The organism is Pseudoalteromonas sp. S1609 (genome assembly GCF_005887255.1).
GTDB lineage: Bacteria > Pseudomonadota > Gammaproteobacteria > Enterobacterales > Alteromonadaceae > Pseudoalteromonas.
Genome location: NZ_PNDJ01000017.1, coordinates 20,826 through 37,455, shown reverse-complemented (window position 1 = coordinate 37,455; position 16,630 = coordinate 20,826). Strand labels below are relative to the sequence as shown.

Annotated in this window: 13 protein-coding genes and 1 tRNA gene; 10 read left to right on the top strand and 4 right to left on the bottom strand. The window is 40.6% G+C overall.

Going from position 1 to position 16,630, the window contains the following annotated elements; genetic code table 11:
- Positions 1 to 46 precede the first annotated feature (46 nt).
- The 4 genes from CWB76_RS06200 to CWB76_RS06185 form a co-directional block, all read right to left on the bottom strand.
- Positions 47 to 562: a hypothetical protein gene (locus tag CWB76_RS06200; RefSeq protein ID WP_138606221.1), complete on the bottom strand. Its 516-nt coding sequence runs from the start codon at positions 560 to 562 to the stop codon at positions 47 to 49.
- Complete coding sequence (locus CWB76_RS06195) at positions 559 to 1,749, bottom strand: peptidylprolyl isomerase (RefSeq protein ID WP_138606219.1); 1,191 nt, start codon at positions 1,747 to 1,749, stop codon at positions 559 to 561. The genes CWB76_RS06200 and CWB76_RS06195 overlap by 4 nt, the downstream gene beginning before the upstream one ends.
- On the bottom strand, positions 1,749 to 2,762 hold the full coding sequence (locus CWB76_RS06190; protein WP_138606217.1) for a phospholipase C/P1 nuclease family protein: 1,014 nt from the start codon (positions 2,760 to 2,762) through the stop codon (positions 1,749 to 1,751). Before CWB76_RS06190 ends, CWB76_RS06195 begins: the two co-directional genes overlap by 1 nt.
- A gap of 159 nt (positions 2,763 to 2,921) precedes the next feature.
- Positions 2,922 to 4,475, bottom strand: a complete 1,554-nt coding sequence (locus CWB76_RS06185) for a cryptochrome/photolyase family protein (protein WP_138606215.1) — start codon at positions 4,473 to 4,475, stop codon at positions 2,922 to 2,924.
- Between the two features lie 491 nt (positions 4,476 to 4,966).
- On the opposite strand from CWB76_RS06185, the gene CWB76_RS06180 reads away from it, so the two are divergent.
- The 10 genes from CWB76_RS06180 (at position 4,967) to CWB76_RS06135 (ending at position 16,545) form a co-directional block, all read left to right on the top strand.
- Positions 4,967 to 5,043: transfer RNA gene (locus CWB76_RS06180), tRNA-Met, on the top strand.
- Positions 5,044 to 5,322: 279 nt separating this feature from the next.
- Positions 5,323 to 5,778, top strand: a complete 456-nt coding sequence (rimP, locus tag CWB76_RS06175; RefSeq protein WP_008114543.1) for a ribosome maturation factor RimP — start codon at positions 5,323 to 5,325, stop codon at positions 5,776 to 5,778.
- A 38-nt stretch (positions 5,779 to 5,816) separates the two neighbouring features.
- Positions 5,817 to 7,316, top strand: a complete 1,500-nt coding sequence (gene nusA, locus CWB76_RS06170; protein WP_010391392.1) for a transcription termination factor NusA — start codon at positions 5,817 to 5,819, stop codon at positions 7,314 to 7,316.
- Positions 7,317 to 7,341: 25 nt separating this feature from the next.
- Complete coding sequence (gene infB / locus CWB76_RS06165; RefSeq protein WP_054202155.1) at positions 7,342 to 9,999, top strand: translation initiation factor IF-2; 2,658 nt, start codon at positions 7,342 to 7,344, stop codon at positions 9,997 to 9,999.
- Positions 10,000 to 10,156: 157 nt separating this feature from the next.
- Complete coding sequence (rbfA, locus tag CWB76_RS06160) at positions 10,157 to 10,564, top strand: 30S ribosome-binding factor RbfA (RefSeq protein ID WP_008467148.1); 408 nt, start codon at positions 10,157 to 10,159, stop codon at positions 10,562 to 10,564.
- Positions 10,564 to 11,508: a tRNA pseudouridine(55) synthase TruB gene (gene truB / locus CWB76_RS06155; RefSeq protein WP_008114547.1), complete on the top strand. Its 945-nt coding sequence runs from the start codon at positions 10,564 to 10,566 to the stop codon at positions 11,506 to 11,508. The genes rbfA and truB overlap by 1 nt, the downstream gene beginning before the upstream one ends.
- A 109-nt stretch (positions 11,509 to 11,617) precedes the next feature.
- On the top strand, positions 11,618 to 11,887 hold the full coding sequence (rpsO, locus tag CWB76_RS06150; protein WP_006793376.1) for a 30S ribosomal protein S15: 270 nt from the start codon (positions 11,618 to 11,620) through the stop codon (positions 11,885 to 11,887).
- 350 nt (positions 11,888 to 12,237) lie between these two features.
- A complete protein-coding gene (pnp, locus tag CWB76_RS06145; protein ID WP_138606213.1) occupies positions 12,238 to 14,364 on the top strand; it encodes a polyribonucleotide nucleotidyltransferase in 2,127 nt (708 codons plus the stop codon).
- A gap of 185 nt (positions 14,365 to 14,549) precedes the next feature.
- A complete protein-coding gene (gene nlpI, locus CWB76_RS06140) occupies positions 14,550 to 15,422 on the top strand; it encodes a lipoprotein NlpI (RefSeq protein WP_138606211.1) in 873 nt (290 codons plus the stop codon).
- The gene (locus tag CWB76_RS06135) at positions 15,406 to 16,545 is read left to right on the top strand and encodes a hypothetical protein (RefSeq protein WP_138606209.1); all 1,140 of its coding nucleotides are present in this window, start codon (positions 15,406 to 15,408) and stop codon (positions 16,543 to 16,545) included. Before nlpI ends, CWB76_RS06135 begins: the two co-directional genes overlap by 17 nt.
- The last annotated feature ends 85 nt before the right edge of the window (positions 16,546 to 16,630 follow it).

Genomic DNA, 16,630 nt, shown 5'->3' with positions numbered 1-16,630 from the left:
CGTATTTTCCCTGTGAAAAGCCGCCATTTGGCGGCTTTTTGCGTTGTTAGTCTTTTAAATCTATTTGCATTTGTTTTAAAGCGTTAATTTTATCTATTGCAACTTGTAGTTGTTCTTGTGAAAGTTTTTTTTGTCGGCCTTTAGCAAGTAAGTCTTCAAGCTTTAATATTTTGGCTTTTGCAGCAACAACAAAACGTTGTTCTAGCTGTCTTTGCTGTTCAAGGTGGAAATCTTGATATGCCTGGTGATTATTTAAATCACCACTGTACTGAGCAATTGGCTGAGTATTTTTTACTATGTTAGGTAAATAGGCCACAGAGGTTATTGTTGGCAAGGGGGGAGGACTAGTGTTACTAATTGTAGCCGTTTTCAATTGCGTGCTTTCCAACTCTTGAGTCATGTCATCAGCTGTCAGCTCAAGGGACGTTGTTTGCTTGACACTTTTAGCTTGGTCAAGGCCATCAATATTTTCTATTGTTGGTTTGCTAGTATAATGAGTGAAAAGTGTGTAAATACCAACACAAGCTAAAGCAATGACAGAAACGAAATTTTTTTTACTCATAAAATTACTCCCGTCTTATTTTGCCACTTGAGCCAGTTATTTTCATACTGTTGTGCCGCTTTTTGTTTTGCGATGGCCTTTGTTGCTTGGTATCGAACGGTTTCATCTTCTGGCAAAAAGTAATCAAACTGATGCTCATAACTGTGTATCACCACCCATTCACCACTAGGTGTACGTATAACAGCGGAAATGGTGTTTTCTTTAGTTGTGAACGCAAGTTGTACAACCCAACTACTTTTGTTTTTGCGGTTTAATTCACTATTGTATTGAGCATATATATCTTGTTTTCCTGATATTACTAATGCTTGTTCAAGTGATTTGTTATCCGCCAACGTGCGAAAGTCTACAGCATTGGCTCGATTAGCAAATTGAGCTCCGTGGGCTTTTACCTGACTTAAAAATTTAAACTGCGATTTATTTGCTTGATAAAACGCTTTAATTTCGCTTTTGTTTACCTGTTGCTCTAGCTTTTCAAGAACAGGGCTCTGCATGTGCATCATTGTATTTATGCCTAGCCAGCTTTGAATGGAGGGTCGCAAAATATCTCCTTTAGCTATTTCATACAGATGTTCAATATCAATATTCTGTTTTGCCAAAATCGGTTTGGCTTTTGAAAACGCTATATTGAATTGCCGTTTTTTTATTAATTCACTTTTGAATAGTTCACTATCTCCTCTATGGAGTTTAAAACGTACCTGCATTGATAGTGCATCGATAAATTCATATAAATTAATAGAGTTATACAAAATAGGGGTTAAATCGATCTGCTGCATTTTTTTAATCAAGCTTTGCACATATTGACCATTTTTAGGGTAGGACCCTAATGTGTGTTTAAGCCAATGGCTATCATAAGTGTCAAGCTTTACCTGACTTGACTGTGCCTTTATAGCTAATTGCGAATCGAACAGATTTTTTAAGTAACGTTCAACATGGTATTGAGTGCTAAAACCAACGGCAGATTGTCGCTTTATTATTGCAGGTGTTTTTAGCGCTGCTTGTTGTAACAAAAACTGATTCTCATACAGACGAGTTCTAACTTCATTGATTGTAATTTCAGGTTTGTGCTTTAAATAAGCACGATGCATAAAGTTAATTTCATCACTACTGTATTGTGTAAATGAGGCCATTACTAGGGAGTGGTAACACGCCCCTAGTAATGTAATCACTAAAATAGCCATTTTTTTCATTAGCGAGCAACCATGGCGTGGTTCAATAAGTGCACCACCATTGCTATTGCATGGGGCACTACTTGCTTAGCTATATTAAGGCGATCAAAATGATCTTTTGAATTGAGTACAATTCCACCTTGAGCATAAGAAAATGAACCACCTTGAGTTAATAATGGGCGAACATCTTGGCTATTTTTATCTAAAGGCGAGAACGTTTGCATTGCTTGAGTAACGAGTGATAAATCGTTGAGCTGCTCTTGATCATAGTAATCTTTTACCCAACTTTCCCAGCTAGAGTGGTTAAGGTCTGATGTGGTCCATGTGTGGTGAGGTTGTAATAAATCAGTCGTATGAAATACAAACCCTAATACTTGAGGATTTCCGCTTTGTAAGTAACTTTGATACCAATATTGCCCTAAATTATCGATAGGTTGAAATGGCATTTCTTCAAAGTCATCGTACATAGAATAGGTTGAGTTGCTATCGATTCTGTAGTGAGATTCTGTTACACCATAACTGTTATATTTTGAAGAGTCGGCATTGAACCAACCTGTTTCTCCCCCTTTACCATCATCAAGGTAGTCACCTTTAAGCCAAGCAGATGCAAGATTATCAATAGTGCCCCAAACGGTGAGCTTCTCATAATTATAACCACCAAAATCGTTTCCATGTTGGTCTGCACCTTGGGTATGATTTTGAAAATGCCAATAGCTTGTATATTTAACTATACTTTGCGCTGCTCCCCATACTGGCGCTTGAACACACGAACCTGTAATGGCACCACAGAAAAAGGTGTCTTCAAAGTCATCTACATCATAAGCCGCTTGTCCTAGCAGCTCGGCTAATTCAGAGATTGTCAGATTGTTTTGTGCAGCGTACTGACGTAGGGCAGCATATTCGGTGCTGGCTGGGTGTTGCTGCATATAATTTACGGCATCAAGAACAATACGTTTGTGAGTTTCTTGACTAAAAGCTTGAGCTTGGCTTGTACCGAGTAATAAAAGTGTCGCTGCAATTAATTGTTTTTTCATTTTATTCTCATCATAGTTTGGAGTAAGAGGTGCTATTAAAAAATAAGCTCATTACATTGCCATGACAAATAAATTAAACATTTAATTAACAATATTACCTATTTTGGTACTTTAATATTAACTATCAAGAATGCTGCCGCCAATTGACGGCATTTATATTTAAAGCTTTTCAATATTATTTAAATAGTTGTTAGCTTGCTCTAAGGTTGCTTGGCGAAATGATTCATCTTGTTTATCCCAATTACGATAAACCATCCCTATTCGTGGGTTTTTCTCAAGTCGCTCTCGGTGTTTTTGCATAAACTGCCAGTAAAGGCTGTTTAGCGGACACGCGTCTTTGCCCACTTTTTCTTTTACTTTGTATTGGCAGCTTTTACAGTAGTCACTCATTTTATTTATATAGTTGCCGCTAGCCGCATAAGGCTTAGTGGCAATGATGCCATCGTCAGCAAACTGGCTCATCCCTCGTGCGTTAGGCATTTCTACCCACTCAATAGCATCAATATAAACACCTAAATACCATTCATCCACTTCATCGGGACTGATGGCGGTTAATAAACAAAAATTACCTATTACCATTAAGCGCTGAATATGATGGGCATACGCGCTGTCTAAGCTTTGTGTTAATGAGTGGCTTAAGCAATTCATTTTTGTTTTACCATTCCAAAAATAACTCGGCAGTGCACGAGTTGCATTAAGCTGGTTTTTGTTGGCGTAATCGGGCATGTTTTTCCAATACACGCCACGCACATACTCGCGCCAACCCAGTACTTGGCGAATAAAGCCTTCAACCTGAGAAATAGATATTTCATCTTGACGTTGTTGGTACTCTTTAACAACACGGTCGATAACATAGCGAGGGGGTAAAATTTTGGCATTTAACGCAAACGATAATCGGCTGTGATAAAAGGTATCCTTATCAGGGCATTGATCTGTCATCGCATCTTGAAATTGACCAAAGCGAGGCAGTAAATGTGCACAAAAATGATCAAGCGCACTTATTGCTTGCTTACGGGTTGTTGGCCAGCTTAATTGCGTGTCTATCTGTCCAAAGTAATTTATTTTATGTTTATCTAAACGCTCAATAATGGCGCTAACATCATTTTTAAATAATTTGGGTTTGGGGATATCGGCTAAATCACTTTTTGAAAACTTATTACGGTTATTGGCATCAAAGTTCCATTGCCCACCGGCAGGTTTGTCATCTTCCATTAAAATATCAAACTGCTTACGCATTGCCCGATAAAAATGCTCCATAGTGACGTGTTTATCTTTTTTAAAGCGTTTATCTATGTCGTTAAATGCCAATAAAAAGTGCTCGCTGTCGCAGGCATTCACCGTTAACTCGCTATTTATCGCGAATTCGTGAAGTTGTGTTTTTAAACGGTACTCATCTGGGTATTGATATTCAATAGAGGTACATTCATGCTGCTGGACTAAACGCGTTAAAAGAGCGGGTAAGTCATCATCGTCTTTGGTGTCATCTAGCGTGAGATGTAAAACATTGAAGCCAGCATCTTTTAATGCATTAGCGAAGTTTTCCATGGCTTTAAAAAAGGCTGATATTTTTTGTACATGGTGTTTTACATAGTGTGCTTCTTGCATAAGCTCAGCAATAACAAATACTGTGTCGTCTGATTTGTCTTTAAACCACGAATGAGCAGGATTGAGCTGATCACCTAAAATCAATCTTAGTGTGTTGTATTTTTTCATAATTAGCCAAAATTAACTTTTATACGTGATATTTTTAAAAGCGATCTATTTCTTAAAGTATGTTTAACCTGAACTCTGGTTAAGAGGTTTACTAACATATTAAATCAAAAATGATATTTATGTTTATTTTCTCTAGCCAGAGATTTTCAGTGAAAACAAGGCGAAATTACGCGTCAATAGCTCGCCTATTGCAAGTAAATTCAACGCAGTTAGCGCTGAAAATAGCTGCTTGAGATAGATTTATTATCCAAAGTTCAGGTTACCGATAATAGAGCACCGAATGCAATTTAATACAGCGGTTGATTGTAACGATTCAAATTTTATAGAAAACATAGTATAGGTAAGGCGATAAACTAGGTTGCTTTTTTTATCAACTTATTAGTTATTATGGTTGCTAATTTAGCGGCACATCCTTATAATAGCGGCCATTGTTTAGTAGGTTATAAAATTTACTAACAGCGATATTAAGTTATTAACTTTTTATCTATTGGCGCGGGATGGAGCAGTCTGGTAGCTCGTCGGGCTCATAACCCGAAGGTCGTTGGTTCAAATCCGGCTCCCGCAACCAATCTTAATAGTAGGTTTAAACTTACTACTTTATATCGCGCATTCTAAGTAATGCGCGTTTTGCGTTTAAGCTAATGAAGTTTAATTTGGTCAGGGTACTGACTCGCAACCAAGCTTGGCCCTAGGCCACACAGTTTTGCGTTTTTTGGTGTGACGCCCCGCTTGGTTCGGGGCGTTGTTGTATCTGCACCGTTTGATTTAATGTTTATCGATTAAATCAAAATTTAAACTCAGTATTTTAGGGCTATAAGCCCTTTTTTTGTTTGTATGGAGGATTTTCGTGACAAAACTTGAACAAGATTTAGTAACCATGTTAACGCCTGCGGTAGAAATGCTAGGCTTTGAATTACATGGTCTTGAGTTTGTACAAGCGGGTCGCCATTCTACCTTAAGAGTATATATTGCTCACGAGGATGGAATTTCAGTTGACAACTGCGCAGATGCCAGTCGTCAAATTAGTGCGATTTTAGACGTCGAAGACCCGATTACAAACGAATATGATTTGGAAGTGTCGTCTCCTGGTGTTGATCGTCCATTATTCAAACAAGATCACTACGAGCAGGCGCAAGGAGAGGAAGTACGCGTGCGTACTAAGCTTCCACAAGACGGTCGCCGTAATTTTAAAGGCGACTTAATAGCAGTTAGCAGCGATATGATCACACTATCTAGCGATGGTGCAGAGCATTTAATCATGCTTAGTAACATTGAACGTGCGAACATAATCGCAAAGTTTTAATTCGAGTGCGAAGGAATAGGGCAAGCGAGGCATTACCCATGGCAAAAGAGATATTATTGGTTGCTGAAGCCGTTTCCAATGAGAAAGCGGTTCCAAAAGAAAAGATTTTTGAAGCTCTAGAGTTCGCATTAGCGACAGCGACAAAGAAAAAGCATGATGGTGAAATTGATGTACGTGTTGCAATTGACCGTAAAACTGGCGATTACGATACATTCCGTCGCTGGCAAATAGCTGAAGTATTAGAAGATGGTTCTTTAGAGAATCCATACAGCGAAATCACGTTAGAAGCTGCTCAAGTTGAAGAACCAGACTTGAAAATGGGCGACTACGTAGAAGAGCAGATTGAATCAATTAAATTTGACCGCATAACAACACAAATGGCTAAGCAAGTAATCGTACAAAAAGTACGTGAAGCAGAGCGTGCCTTAGTGGTTGAAGCGTACAAAGATCAGCAAGGCGAGCTAGTAACGGGTGTTGTTAAAAAAGCAACGCGTGATGCAATCGTACTTGATTTAGGTAATAACGCAGAAGCGGTTATTTACCGTGACGACATGCTGCCACGTGAAAACTTCCGCCCAGGCGATCGTATTCGTGGTCTTCTATATGAAGTTAAACCAGAAGCACGTGGTGCACAGTTATTTGTAACCCGTTCTAAACCAGAAATGCTGATGGAATTATTCCGCATTGAGGTGCCAGAAATTGGCGAAGAGATGATTGAATTACGTGCCGCAGCTCGTGATCCAGGTTCACGCGCTAAAATCGCAGTTAAGTCTAATGATAAGCGTATAGACCCTGTAGGTGCGTGTGTTGGTATGCGTGGCGCACGTGTTCAAGCGGTATCGTCAGAACTTGGCGGTGAGCGTGTTGATATCGTACTTTACGATGACAACCCAGCACAGTTTGTTATTAACGCAATGGCACCAGCAGAAGTGGCTTCAATCGTAATGGATGAAGACACTCACTCAATGGATATTGCTGTTGAAGCTGATAACTTAGCACAAGCTATTGGTCGTAATGGTCAAAACGTACGTTTAGCAAGCCAGTTAACTGGCTGGGAATTAAACGTAATGACCGTTGATGAAATGCGCGCTAAGAACGAAGCTGAGTCAGATAAGTTAATTAACTTATTTACTGAAAACTTAGATATTGATGACGAGTTTGCGTCATTACTTATCAACGAGGGTTTCTCAACACTTGAAGAAGTTGCGTATGTACCTGCTTCTGAGTTTTTAGAAATCGACGGCTTAGATGAAGAAACAGTGGACGTATTACGTTCACGTGCAAAAGATGCATTAACAACGAAAGCCCTTAAAACGGAAGAAAGCTTAGAAGGCGCTGAGCCTGCTGAAGACTTACTTGCGCTTGAAGGCTTAGAGCGTCATTTAGCATTTGTTATGGCAAGTAAGGGTGTAGTAACACTTGAAGACTTAGCTGAGCAAGGCATTGATGAGCTTGTAGATATTACAGAGCTATCTGCAGAGAAAGCGGGCGAGCTAATTATGGCTGCACGTAATATTTGTTGGTTTGCAGACGAGTAATTTATTAACGGAGGTATTAGAGACTATGGCAGAAGTAAATGTTGAAAAACTAGCCGGTGATATAGGTACAACTGTTGATAAATTGCTACAGCAGTTTTCACAAGCCGGTATTACTAAACAAGCAGGCGATAATGTAACAGAAGCTGAAAAAGCAACGTTACTTGATCACCTAAGCAAGCAACATGGCGGTACTGGATCTGAAGGTCCAGCGCGTATGACATTGCAACGTAAGAGCAAAAGCACATTAAGTGTGACTGGCTCTACGGGTAAAGCAAAGGCTGTGCAAGTTGAAGTTCGCAAAACCCGCACTTACGTGAAAAAAAGTGCTGTTGAGCAAGAGCAAGAACAGCAACGTCTAGCCGCTGAAGAAAAAGCGCGTCTTGAAGAGCAGCAAAAAGCTGAACAAGAAGCCGCAGAATTGAAAGCGAAACAAGAGGCAGAACGTAAAGCGAAAGAAGACGCTGATCGTAAAGCCAAAGAAGAAGCTAAACGCAAAGCAGATGCTGAGCGTAAAGCGAAACAACAGCAGATGACCCCTGAGCAAAGTGCTAAGTCTGAGAAAGATCGCATCGAAGCTGAGCGTCTGCAAAAAGAAGCAGAAGAGGCCGCATTGAAGAAAGCTGAAGAAGAAGCGAAACGTCAAGCAGAAGAGGCAAGAAAGCTAGCTGAAGAGAATTCAGCACGCTGGAAGAAAGAAGAAGAAGAACGTAAGAAACGCGAAGAAACCGCGGATCACCACCTTACGACTTCAACTTACGCACGTGAAGCAGAAGATGTAGCAGATGCTCGCGAAGAGCAAGGCTCACGCCGTGCGAAGAAAAAGAAAAAAGCGCCAGCAAAAGATAAATTTGCAGCGTCTAAAGGTAAAAAAGGTAAGCTAAAAGCGCCAGCGTCATTACAGCACGGTTTCCAAAAACCAACGGCTGATGTTAAAAACGAAGTGCGTATTAGTGAAACAATTACAGTTGCTGAGCTTGCGTCACGCATGGCTGTTAAAGGCGCTGAAGTTGTAAAAACAATGATGAAAATGGGTGACATGGTTACGATTAACCAAGTTATTGACCAAGAAACTGCGCAACTTGTTGCAGAAGAAATGGGCCATAAAGTTATCATCGTTAAAGAAAACGAATTAGAGCAAACAGTACTTAACGACCGCCACGAAGATGGTAAGTCTGAGCCTCGTGCTCCAGTAGTAACTGTTATGGGTCACGTTGACCACGGTAAAACGTCAACTCTTGATTACATTCGTTCAGCTAAAGTTGCTTCAGGCGAAGCCGGTGGCATTACGCAGCATATTGGTGCATACCACGTTGAAACTAACGGCAACATGATCACTTTCTTAGATACTCCGGGTCACGCCGCGTTTACATCTATGCGTGCTCGTGGTGCAAAAGCGACTGATATCGTAATCCTAGTAGTTGCAGCCGATGATGGTGTAATGCCACAAACTAAAGAAGCGGTACAGCATGCTCGCGCAGCTGGCGTTCCTTTAATCATTGCTGTTAACAAAATGGATAAAGAAGGCGCAGATCCAGACCGCGTTAAAAACGAGCTAGCTCAGCTAGACGTTATCCCAGAAGATTGGGGCGGTGATACGCAATACGTTCACATCTCAGCTAAAACAGGTCTTGGTATTGATGACCTTTTAGAAGCAGTATTAATGCAATCTGAGCTGTTAGAACTAAATGCACCTAGCGAAGGTATGGCTGCAGGTGTTGTAATTGAATCACGTCTTGATAAAGGCCGTGGTCCAGTAGCGTCTATCCTTGTTCAATCAGGTACGCTTAACCAAGGTGACATTGTATTATGTGGTCTTGAGTATGGCCGTGTTCGTGCAATGCGCGATGAAAACGGTAAAGACATTAAATCTGCGGGTCCTTCTATCCCTGTTGAGATTTTAGGTCTTTCTGGTATTCCAGCTGCAGGTGATGAAGCGACAGTAGTTAAAGACGAGCGTAAAGCACGTGAAGTTGCACTTTACCGTCAAGGTAAATTCCGCGATGTTAAATTAGCGCGTCAGCAAAAAGCGAAGCTTGAAAACATGTTTACTAACATGACTGAAGGCGACGTGTCTGAAGTTAACGTGGTACTTAAAGCAGACGTTCAAGGTTCAATTGAAGCAATTTCAGACTCACTAACTAAACTTTCTACTGATGAAGTAAAAGTGAAGATTGTTGGTTCTGGTGTTGGTGGTATCACTGAAACAGATGCAACTCTTGCTGCAGCGTCTAACGCAATCGTAGTTGGCTTTAACGTTCGTGCCGATGCATCAGCGCGTAAAGTGATTGACTCTGAAAACTTAGACCTTCGTTACTACAGCGTAATTTACGCACTTATCGAAGAAGTTAAGCAAGCCATGTCTGGTATGCTTGCTCCTGAGTTTAAACAAGAGATCATTGGTCTTGCTGAAGTACGTGATGTATTTAAGTCTCCAAAAATTGGCGCAATTGCTGGTTGTATGGTTACTGAAGGAACTATCAAACGTAGCGCACCAATTCGTGTACTTCGTGATAACGTGGTTATTTACGAAGGTGAACTTGAGTCATTACGTCGCTTTAAAGATGACGTACAAGACGTTCGTAACGGCATGGAATGTGGTATCGGCGTTAAGAACTACAATGACGTTCGCGTTGGTGACCAAATCGAAGTATTTGAAACAGTTGAAGTACAACGTAGTCTTTAATTGTTGTTAGGTGGTGTTGGACATTCAAGGTCGTACCTCGATAGCCCAACATACCCTATGTTAAGATTTTAAATGGGGGCTCAGCCCCCATTTGTGTATCCATTATTTAGTTAACTTGTTATTGTTTTTCAATAAGTTATAATTTTAGGAAAGTGAAATGAGAGAATTTTCTCGCACTGATCGTGTTGCTCAGCAAATTCAAAAAGAAATTGCTGTGATTCTACAACGCGAAATTAAAGATCCGCGCTTAGGCATGGTGACAGTGTCTGCGGTAGAAGTATCACGCGATTTATCTTATGCCAAAGTTTTTATCACGGTGTTTAACACTGAAGACGAAAATGCAGCAAAACAGAGTGCAAAAGTACTGAACGAAGCAACGGGCTATATCCGTTCGTTACTAGGTAAGCGTATTCGCGCACGTATTATGCCAGAGCTTAAATTTGTGGTTGATAACTCATTAATGGAAGGGATGCGCATCTCTAACTTAGTGGACTCTATCATTCGTGAAGATAATGCTAAGCATGTTGATGATGAAACAGATAGCGAAGAAGGCACTAAAGACTAATGGCAAGACGCAGTAAAGGCCGTCCAGTTGATGGTATTTTGTTGTTAAACAAACCAGAAGGCATTTCATCAAACAAGGCATTACAGCAGGCTAAAGGTATTTATTTTGCGCAAAAAGCGGGGCACACAGGTGCGCTTGATCCGCTTGCAACCGGCATGCTGCCAATTTGTTTTGGTGAAGCGACTAAGTTTACCCAGTTTTTACTCGATACAGATAAAACCTATGTTGTTCGAGCTAAGCTAGGTGAACGTACTACCACATCAGACTCTGATGGCGAAGTGGTCGAAACTCGCGATGTGAATGTTACTTCCCAATTACTAAGCGAAGAGATTGCTAAGTTTTTAGGTGAGTCAGACCAATATCCATCAATGTATTCAGCGCTTAAATATGAAGGTAAACCTTTATATAAATATGCGCGTGAAGGCATAGAAGTTCCTCGCAAATGTCGAAAAATTAACGTATTTAGCTTAACGCTTGATGAGTTTGATGAGCAAGCTAACGAGATACAAATGACTGCACATGTATCTAAAGGTACGTATATTCGTACTATCGTTGATGACTTAGGTGAAAACTTAGGCTGCGGCGCGCATGTGATTATGCTGCATCGTAGTGCTGTAGGGCATTACCCAGCAGATAAAATGGTCACACTTGAGCAGTTAGAAACGTTATTAAATCAAGCGAAAGAACAAGACGTTGCGCCTTCCACTTACCTTGACGAACTATTATTGCCAATGGATACTGCGTTAGTTGATTTACCCGTTGTGGAAATTACTAAAGAGCAGGGAATGGCATTTAGCCATGGTCAAGCTGTGGTGTTGGGTAAAGCCCTGCCTGAAGGTGCAATAAAGGTACTGGCTGACGGAATATTTATTGGTACGGGCGAACGTAATCCTGATGGCCATTTAAAATCAAAGCGCGGCTTGTCTAATCAACAACCAGAGTAAAGTTTAACTTGTAGTTATGCTGATAATTGGTAGAATACGCCCGCTTAATCGTTTTGGCTGAATTAGTGATCGGCTAAAGCACCTATTAAATTTAACTTTTGGAGTTATTATGTCACTAAGCAATCAAGAAAAAATCGATATCATTGCTAAATTCGCACGCGCTGAAGGCGACACTGGTTCACCTGAAGTACAAGTAGCATTACTTACTTTTGATATCAACAAGCTTCAAGGTCACTTTGCTGATCACAAGCATGACTTCCACTCACGTCGTGGTCTGCTTCGTAAAGTAAGCACTCGCCGTAAACTGCTTGATTACCTTAAAGGTAAAGATATCTCGCGTTACACTGCGTTAATCAAAGAACTTGGCCTACGTCGCTAAGAACTTGATTATCAAAAGGGGAGCTTTTTAGCTCCTTTTTTTGTGTCTAAATTTCCCCATACCCACTATCCACATCGATTAATCCCCTTGAAATATCAGCTAAAAGCCACATTGTAAGTAACAGCAAAGTACATAATTTAGCAACGCGTTTATCTCTGGACTAAGCTCGCAATTTTACCTGACTTTGTTATATACTATGGCGCGTAGATAAAAAGGTTTATTTACGGTTATTTACATCATTGCCAATTGTAGTACTTAATTGATTTCCAACTGAATACAATTATGTACTGTAATTGGTACTTTGATGAAAACTTAATTAATACTAAAAATACATTTAAGGAATATTTTAAGTGCAAGCAATTATAAAAGAATTTCAACTAGGTCAACACACAGTGACGCTAGAAACAGGTGCTATCGCTCGTCAAGCTGACGGCGCAGTGCTAGCAAGCATTGGCGACACGTCAGTACTAGTAACGGTTGTTGGTAAGCGTGAAGCTCAACCAGGTCAAGACTTCTTCCCACTAACAGTTAACTACCAAGAGCGTATGTACGCTGCTGGTCGTATCCCAGGTGGTTTCCTTAAGCGTGAAGGTCGTCCTAACGATGGCGAAACACTTATTGCACGTCTTATTGACCGTCCAATTCGTCCACTTTTCCCAAATGGTTTCGTAAACGAAGTACAAGTTATCGCGACTGTTGTTTCTGTAAACCCTGAAATCCAACCTGATATGGTTGCGATGATTGGTACATCAGCAGCACTTGCTATCTCTGGTATCCCGTTCAGCGGTCCAATTGGCGCATCACGTGTTGGTTACATTAACGGTGAATACGTACTTAACCCGACACTAAAAGAGCTTGAAGAGAGCCAACTTGACTTAGTTGTTGCTGGTACTGATAACGCAGTACTTATGGTTGAATCAGAAGCAGACGTACTTGCTGAAGACGTAATGCTAGGCGCGGTTGTATACGGCCATGAGCAATCACAGTCTATCATCAATGCAATTAACGAATTTAAAGCAGAAGCAGGCAAGCCTACTTGGGATTGGACTGCACCTGAGAAAAACGTTGCATTAGAAGAGAAAGTAGCAACTCTTGCTGCTGATAAAGTAGGCGAAGCTTACCGTATTACTGATAAAGTAGCGCGTAAAGAAGCATTAACTGCTGCAAAAGATGCGGTTGTTGAAGCACTAACAAGCGAACTTGCTGAAGGCGAAACGCTTGATAAGCAAGAAGTAGGTAAAGTATTCGGTTCACTTGAGAAGAAAATCGTTCGTGGCCGTATCGCTGCTGGCGAAAAACGTATCGATGGTCGTGAACCAGATATGATCCGTGCTCTAGATGTAATGACGGGTGTACTTCCACGTACTCACGGCTCTGCAATCTTCACACGTGGTGAAACACAAGCATTAGTAACAGCAACACTTGGTACAGAACGTGATTCACAGTTAATCGACGATTTAACTGGCACGCACAAAAACCACTTTATGCTTAACTACAACTTCCCTCCGTTCTGTGTAGGTGAAACTGGTTTCGTTGGTTCTCCTAAGCGTCGTGAAATCGGCCACGGTAACCTAGCTAAGCGTGGTATTGCAGCAGTAATGCCAACATTGACTGACTTCCCATATTCAATCCGTGTTGTATCTGAAATTACTGAATCAAATGGTTCATCTTCAATGGCATCGGTTTGTGGTACGTCTTTAGCGCTTATGAACGCAGGTGTTCCAATTAAAGCCTCAGTTGCGGGTATCGCAATGGGCTTAGTTAAAGAAGAAGAAAACTTTGTTGTTCTTTCAGATATCTTGGGTGATGAAGATCACTTAGGTGACATGGACTTTAAAGTAGCGGGTACAACTAACGGTATCACTGCACTGCAAATGGATATCAAAATTGAAGGTATTACTCAAGAAATCATGCAAATCGCGCTTAAACAAGCGAAAGCTGCACGTTTACACATTCTAAATGTAATGGACGAAGCGATTTCTGCACCTTCTGAAGAGTTATCTATGTTTGCTCCGCGTATTTACACGATGCAAATCCCACAGAAGAAAATCGCAGAAGTTATCGGTAAAGGTGGCGCAACTATCCGTCAGCTTACTGAAGAAACGGGTACTACGATTGAAATCGGTGATGATGGCACAATCAAGATTGCTGCTACAGACGGTGAAAGTGCAGCAAATGCAATTAGCCGTATTGAGCAATTAACTGCTGAGCTTGAAGTAGGTACTATCTACGAAGGTAAAGTGGTACGTATCGTTGATTTCGGTGCGTTTGTAAACATTCTTCCAGGTAAAGATGGCCTAGTGCATATCTCACAAATCAGCACTGAGCGTGTTAACAACGTTGCTGATCACCTTAGTGAAGGTCAAGAAGTTAAAGTTAAAGTACTAGAAGTAGACCGTCAAGGCCGTGTACGTCTAAGTATTAAAGAAGCAATGGAATCAGCAGCACCTGCAGCTGACGAGTCTAAAGACGCGTAATTGCTAATCTTTCATCCAGATAATTACTGGATAGTATAAAAAGGGGCTGTTTAGCCCCTTTTTTTATGCTTTAATGTTAGCAACCTATTGTGTTCAAGACGTTAAGTAACATATAACAAGAATGAACCTTACAAGACAGCTTATGTCTTATCTATTTGCTACTTACCTCGGTATTAAGGATTTTAATGAGACTTAAACATTTAGCCTTGGCATCTTTTGCTATTTTGTCTTTAAGCGCTTGTCAGGCTACTACTAAACCCACTGCTATTATTAATGTACCATTTACTGCGCCACTTGCATCAGACTTTAGAAATGAAATTGCCATTGCTCGTTTTTCAGAGCTATTAAATAGAGCAGACTTAAGTACAGAGCAACAAGCAAAGCTCTATTATGACCGTGGTGTGCTGTTTGATAGCTTAGGCATGACCACTTTATCGCGAATTGATTTTAACCGAGCGGTTAAACTTAAGCCTGATTTGGCTGAAGTCTATAACTTTTTGGGTATTCAGCATACCTTGATGCAGCAATACGAAAAAGCATACGAGTATTTTGATTCAGCCATAGAGTTAGACCAAGAACATGAATATGCGTATTTAAATCGTGGTATTGCTTTGTACTATGGCGATAGAGCCACGCTTGCAAAGGATGACTTTAAAACATTCTTGGAGCGCTCTCCTAACGACCCTTATCGTGTATTGTGGCTTTATTTAGCTCAAGCAGCACAAGATAAAACTCAGGCGCTCGCTTCGTTAAAAGCTAATGCGGCGGCCCTTGATGAAAACGAATGGGCATATCAGCTTATTGCCTTGTATGTAGGTGATATGAGTGAAAAAGCATTTTTTTCAGGGATAGCCGATGGTGTAAGTTCACAACAAGAATATGCTCAGCGTTTATGTGAAGCTTATTTTTACTTAGCTAAACAGCACCAAGCCGCAGGCGAGCTTTCAATTGCCACAGATTACTTTAAATTGGCACTAGCAACGAACGTACATGAATTTATAGAATATAAGTATGCGCGTTTAGAGCTTGAGTTGATGGCCAGTGAAAGCGCTGGCTAATTATTTAAAACTAAGTGCTTTATTACTGTGCGCTAGCGTTATTAGTGGCTCGAGTAATAAACAAAATAGCATTGGCTTTTGGCAAGTATTACATGCCAAGGCCAATGTGATTGACAGTTATTGGCAATTCCCTCGTTACTTTGCAAACCACATATTACAATTACCCACCACAGCTTTAGCAACCTTAGCTCGCAATAAAATAGCGGATGCTCAATATGGCTATGGGTTGTCATTATTAGGCAATAATCAAACTGAAACGGCTAAACTATTTTGGCAAGCAAGTTTGGATAAAATTACACGAGCACAGCAAAAAAAACTCGCCGACTCGTTATTTTCGCAACAGCGTTGGCAGGATTTAGCGCTACTAAAAAATCAAAATAAGCTTCCTAAAGGCGATATCTTTTATCATCTGCAATTACAGCAACAAGCCCCCATAGAAACATTGAGTGCATCATTCATGAATAAGTTAGGGTTTTTACTTGCAAGCGAGCAAGTTGAGATACAAAAGCAGTGTACATTTAATGTATTAATGTTGAGCGATCACCGTGATGGTTTATACAGGCTCAATCAATTTCGTAACGCGTACTTTCAAAACCCAGAGCCGAGTCTCAATACCTTTTGTTTTTCAAAACCAGTTTATGTGGGTAATGCAATTAGTTGCAATAGTACTGAATCCTCCCGTGCTGTGTGCAATTGGCAACAATCATCGCTTAAAAAGCGGCTTCCCACTGGGTTCGATTTTGCTGTTATGATGCCTAAGCAAGGTACTGCCAGTGTAAAAAATGGTTTAATGCATATTAATTCACAGGCTAGCTACGCGGTTTTTTTGCATGAGTTAATGCACTTTAATGGCTTTGAAGATGAGTACGCTTTACCGGTAAAAAAGCAAGCGTGGTTATGTCAGCTTGATGGGTTTGTTGCTCCCAACTTATTTATTGCAAAAAAATCAGTTGCTCCCAAAGGGTGGCACAAAAGCCAAAGCTGCCAACAAGACGGCACTGCTTATAAGCCCAGTGCACAGTGGTCGATTATGCAATATCAGCAGTTAGGCCTATCAGCGCAATATCGTATTTTGTGGCAAAAGCACATAGCACTTAATGCTCATTTATTTGTACGATTTTAGTGATTGGATATTCCGCTGTAAACTGTCTGAAAGCTGAGCTTATTTGGCTACTGTTCATTAATTTATAAGTATTTTTGTTTGATTA

Excerpts from the sequence above, each read along its gene's own strand:
- nlpI (WP_138606211.1), top strand. The coding sequence starts at position 14,550 with ATGAGACTTAAACATTTAGCCTTGGCATCTTTTGCTATTTTGTCTTTA.
- CWB76_RS06190 (WP_138606217.1), bottom strand. The coding sequence starts at position 2,762 with ATGAAAAAACAATTAATTGCAGCGACACTTTTATTACTCGGTACAAGC.
- CWB76_RS06195 (WP_138606219.1), bottom strand. The coding sequence starts at position 1,749 with ATGAAAAAAATGGCTATTTTAGTGATTACATTACTAGGGGCGTGTTAC.
- CWB76_RS06200 (WP_138606221.1), bottom strand. The coding sequence starts at position 562 with ATGAGTAAAAAAAATTTCGTTTCTGTCATTGCTTTAGCTTGTGTTGGT.
- rpsO (WP_006793376.1), top strand. The coding sequence starts at position 11,618 with ATGTCACTAAGCAATCAAGAAAAAATCGATATCATTGCTAAATTCGCA.
- nusA (WP_010391392.1), top strand. The coding sequence starts at position 5,817 with ATGGCAAAAGAGATATTATTGGTTGCTGAAGCCGTTTCCAATGAGAAA.
- infB (WP_054202155.1), top strand. The coding sequence starts at position 7,342 with ATGGCAGAAGTAAATGTTGAAAAACTAGCCGGTGATATAGGTACAACT.
- rbfA (WP_008467148.1), top strand. The coding sequence starts at position 10,157 with ATGAGAGAATTTTCTCGCACTGATCGTGTTGCTCAGCAAATTCAAAAA.
- CWB76_RS06185 (WP_138606215.1), bottom strand. The coding sequence starts at position 4,475 with ATGAAAAAATACAACACACTAAGATTGATTTTAGGTGATCAGCTCAAT.
- truB (WP_008114547.1), top strand. The coding sequence starts at position 10,564 with ATGGCAAGACGCAGTAAAGGCCGTCCAGTTGATGGTATTTTGTTGTTA.